Genomic DNA, 4260 nt, shown 5'->3' with positions numbered 1-4260 from the left:
AATCGTCGGTCTCGACGACAGTAAACGTCAACAGTTTGAGTGGATTCATCGACCTTAATCGACTGGATTGCCTGCCCCTGAATATGTAAAAGCTGAGAAAGTAACTGGGTCAAAATAGGATTCATCCATACTGACTAAAAAAGGGTTATTAGTCAGTATGGTAGAAGTCATAAGTATTGCGTTATGACTCAACAAAGCGGAGAAGAGCCATGTCCCTTAAGTACCCTTTTGGCAGGGTGATGGTTTCACGCAGTGATGCCATCGCCTTGCTAAGCCTTCAGGGATAAAAAAGCGTACACATCAACAAGAAGCATTATCAGCAAAGAGTTGTCACTCACTCACACGCGAATAGACATGTTTACTATATACTCTTATCAGGCGGTGAGTAGTCACTAAAGGAAACGAAGTCTTTGGTTGTGTAATGATCCACTCTCACGACAGGAGATACTAGAGACCCTTGACGTCAAGATTTCCCCAAAGACACTTCAGCGCCGACTTGTGATCTTGATAGAGAGTCAGGTTATCGCGGTGTGATAGATTTTTGGACTAAGAACGTTCTTTGTTTTTGCTGAAAAATCGACAAAATTCTCGTTGAAAATGGTGCAAAAATGCATCATTCGAACTCAGGTTTTTGAGTGTTATACGTCACGATTGGTTATTTTTAAAGCGGGTGTTTTATCTGTTAACGTGGACGTCTAGATGGCTTTTTTGAGTATATTCCCAATAAGTCTCACCGATTGGGGCGTGATCCTTGTGATCCTTTTTTCTTCCTTAATACAGTAGCCTACAAAAAAACTGTCTCAGGGCTGAGCCGTTTTGGAGACAGTTTTTGTGCCGGATATTATCCCCAATAGGTGAGGAAACTTGGCCTATTGGGTAAGGGAGACAGCCTAGCCTTTGTCTTCATGGCCATTTTTGTTTCCGCGCTTCAAGAATACGCTTTGATTTTTAATCAGCTCTCGATATGGTAGGCTGCACCATCAAGCACAATATGCACGGTTTGCTCTAGTGGATAATGCTCTTTCTTGAGTTTCCAAAAGAAGCGAACAATGCTCTCGCTATCTATCGTTTCATAAGTATCTGTGATCGTTACGCTGATGTTTTTCAATGACAGAGCACCGATTAGATTCACTCGAGTGCGGCTACCTGTCGTTTCAATTAGCTTATCCTGTCCCTTGCGGATCCAGCCACAGCTAAGTTTTGTTGATTGAGTTGGATGAACGGCGTCCATGAAAAGTACAGGCGCATCCTTGGGTTTAAGTACCTCGTTGTAATACTCCCGAGTTTCCGCAGCCAATTTAGGAATAAACTGCTTCGTAAAGCTCACCAAGTAACCTGAGTAATCGGGTTTGATGCTCCTGAATGCCCGTTATAAAGCTTTGTTCACCGAGTTCGAGTGTGTCGATGCCTTCAAATTTAAGGAATACCCACCGTGCTGTCGGTTTCGATGTTGTCTTGTTTTTCACCATGCTTGGAAAGAACTCTTCTGTCTGGGTGAGCTGCTCCCGGATCTTGTGCTCTAAACTTGCGTAAACAAGAAGGCTTAGCGTCATGATCATTAGCAGTGCCTCAATACGTTGTGGCTTCTTCAAAAAGATTGATGATGTCAAGAATTCAGGGCTCTTTAAGAAGCGAAAGCCGCGCTCTACTTTTTGTTGAGATTTGTAATTCTCAAGCAATGCAGCCATTGTCAGGTCAGTGCTATCAGTATCGTTGGTCGCAAGAATAAACATGCCAACCTTAAGCCTCGCCAATTTCACTTTTTCTAGGTCGGTGTAAGGCGTTGCATCAATAAGATAGTGATAACCCGTGGGCTTAGCACCTTTTTTAGGTCGACCACGACCCGCATAGATTGGCTCTTTGATGATGGCTGTTTGTGAAAAGCCCAGTAAGTGACACTGGTGAGCAAAGTCATTCATGGCCTGCTCTGCATCCACTTCGCAAGCAAACTGTTTTTTCATTAGTTGGCCCAGTGCTTTCAGTTCTTTGGTGAGATTTTTGTCTAAGTTTTTGTAGAACGTAATCTCTTCTCGCTTGGTGGCTTGTTCGCTGTGAACCAACAGCCACTTCTGATTGACCGAGCCATAGTCTGCGTCAATCCAGCAACCTGAATAGCCATTGCCAATACGGCACAGTTGTTGTGGCTCAACAGCCAATAGCGCTTCTTTGGCGGACTTAATCGTCAGTGGCACACGAGTAATGAACTTCTGTTGATGTTCATCCAGAGAACGAATGCTATCTTCGGTATAGAGCGCCGCATCGGCGATGAAATAGCGACTATTTTGAGCCGCCTTTAAACACTGAATGTGCTTCTTAGTGACCTCAGAAAACGCTTTGGCATCATTGGTGTTGCCACTGAGCGCCTGCATGTAAACCGGTAAGCCAGCTTGGTTTTCACAAATCAGCTCAAGGACCACCTGGTTGAGTTCTGGACGCTGGTCTCTGCTGTAACCTTTTACCAATTTAATGACGTTGGTATCTTCCTCTTGAGCGTATTCACCATCGACATGAAAGCTCGTGATATCAAGATGGACAGAGTCTGTTTTTAGCTCAAGCTTATCAACAACGTGCTCTGCGATCGCTTGATAAAGTGCGGACACATCCGCTTCATATAAAGCATCAAGTGTGCGGCCAAGCACATCATCGGTGAGATGATGCGCTTCAATGTCTTTCACAAGCAGTTTGGCAATGGGCTTTGTCTCGAAAAAGTCAGAGAACATGTGCAGCGTTCTACTGTGAAAGCCCAGTCCATTTAAGATCATGGCTAAGACGGCATCGCCATGTGAGACATTGTGCTCGGAGTGTTTAGGAATGATGCGGTCGATAATGCCCGGTAAGCCGACATCGTGACAGAAAGCAGCGATTAGCCCCAAGTGATCTAAACGTTTAATGACAGGTTGAGGAGCAGACATATTTAGCGACCGTTAAATAACAGTAATAGATCAAAACTGGGGATCGCGGTCAAGAGGCTTGCGGCACTAGTCTCTGTAAATGATCACTGGATCACACTATTTTAAATCCTGAATTAGGTGCGGAATGAGGGATACTCGATAAATGCTTGCTGCTCTTCAGGCTTTAGTTTATGTGGTACACCTTTGGGCTTTTTGTATGCAAACCGTGGTGATGTAACCACTTATTCATCCCAGAAACGGTGTAGCTCACACCGAATTCAGCTTTGACGTAAGTAATGATTTGACGTGTATGAAAATAGGTTTTCTCAGTCAAATGCTCGATGAGCTGCATCGTCTGAGTATCAGAAAGTAGACTCTGGCTCCCGCCATTCTCAGGTTTAAGTTTTTCAGATAGAGCATAATCACTAAGATGACGAGCAACTGTAGATTCATGGATACGAAGGGCTTGAGAGATCATAGTCGGGCTCCAACCTTCGGAAGCTAGCAAGACAGCTTTTATACGGTCGCATACTCGACGATCACGCTCAGTATTGTGCATCTGTTCGAGTTGTTGCTTTTGCTCAGGAGTTAGTACCATTTTCATGGTGAATAGCAAGAACCAAATTTCATTGAAAATCAAGCATCTTCAATGATAAGGGGTATAAGCTGCATTTTAGCAGCTTAACTTTTTGCAGCCTGAGGTTGATTCTTGAAAGTGCCTATTTGTCAGTTGCTTCTGTATTTTTAAAGTTTGCTCACTGGTGGTCATGATGACTCAAGCTCGCTTAACTCAAATCTCTCTTCAAGAAACGGCGTACTATCACTGCATTTCATGGTGTGTACGCCGTGCTTTTTTATGTAGCGACGATGCCTACTTGGGTCAAAGCTTTGAGCATCGCCGAGTATGGTTTTTTGAGCGTATGCGATTGCTTAGCCAGGTGTTTGCCATTGATGTATGTGCATACGCTATTATGTCCAATCACTACCATTGAGTGCTGCATGTTGATACCACTGCCGCGGAGTCTTGGAGTGATGAAGAGGTGGTTCAGCGTTGGACTACGTTATACAAAGCACCGCTGCTAGTCACTCGTTGGCTCGGTGGTGAGTTAAAATCTAAAGCTGAAATCAATAAAACGCTTGAGGTTATTGATGAATGGCGTGGGCTCTTCTCCGCTTTGTTGAGTCATAACGCAATACTTATGACTTCTACCATACTGACTAATAACCCTTTTTTAGTCAGTATGGATGAATCCTATTTTGACCCAGTTACTTTCTCAGCTTTTACATATTCAGGGGCAGGCAATCCAGTCGATTAAGGTCGATGAATCCACTCAAACTGTTGACGTTTACTGTCGTCGAGACCGACGAT

2 protein-coding genes and 2 pseudogenes are annotated in these 4260 nt (G+C 44.0%); 1 reads left to right on the top strand and 3 read right to left on the bottom strand.

Going from position 1 to position 4260, the window contains the following annotated elements; translation table 11 throughout:
* Nucleotides 1-964: 964 nt before the first annotated feature.
* From VTH8203_RS15540 to VTH8203_RS15530, 3 genes and pseudogenes are all read right to left on the bottom strand, one after another.
* Nucleotides 965-1279 (bottom strand): annotated as a pseudogene (locus VTH8203_RS15540) (transposase); the annotation flags it as partial.
* Between the two features lie 19 nt (nt 1280-1298).
* Entirely contained in the window at nt 1299-2912 is a 1614-nt protein-coding gene (locus VTH8203_RS15535) for an IS1634 family transposase (protein ID WP_096994491.1), read from the bottom strand.
* Between the two features lie 134 nt (nt 2913-3046).
* Nucleotides 3047-3495, bottom strand: a pseudogene (locus VTH8203_RS15530) (helix-turn-helix domain-containing protein); the annotation flags it as partial.
* Between the two features lie 388 nt (nt 3496-3883).
* On the opposite strand from VTH8203_RS15530, the gene VTH8203_RS24575 reads away from it, so the two are divergent.
* Nucleotides 3884-4207: a hypothetical protein gene (locus tag VTH8203_RS24575; RefSeq protein WP_158296158.1), complete on the top strand. Its 324-nt coding sequence runs from the start codon at nt 3884-3886 to the stop codon at nt 4205-4207.
* Nucleotides 4208-4260 lie beyond the last annotated feature (53 nt).

Origin of the sequence: Vibrio thalassae (assembly GCF_900089835.1) — a bacterium.
Classification (GTDB): domain Bacteria; phylum Pseudomonadota; class Gammaproteobacteria; order Enterobacterales; family Vibrionaceae; genus Vibrio; species Vibrio thalassae.
Note: the sequence above shows the minus strand (reverse complement) of the source record. Positions and strands in the feature narration are given on the sequence as shown.

Bases quoted from the DNA above. Each gene is read 5' to 3' on its own strand.
- VTH8203_RS15535 (WP_096994491.1), bottom strand. From the start codon at position 2,912: ATGTCTGCTCCTCAACCTGTCATTAAACGTTTAGATCACTTGGGGCTA.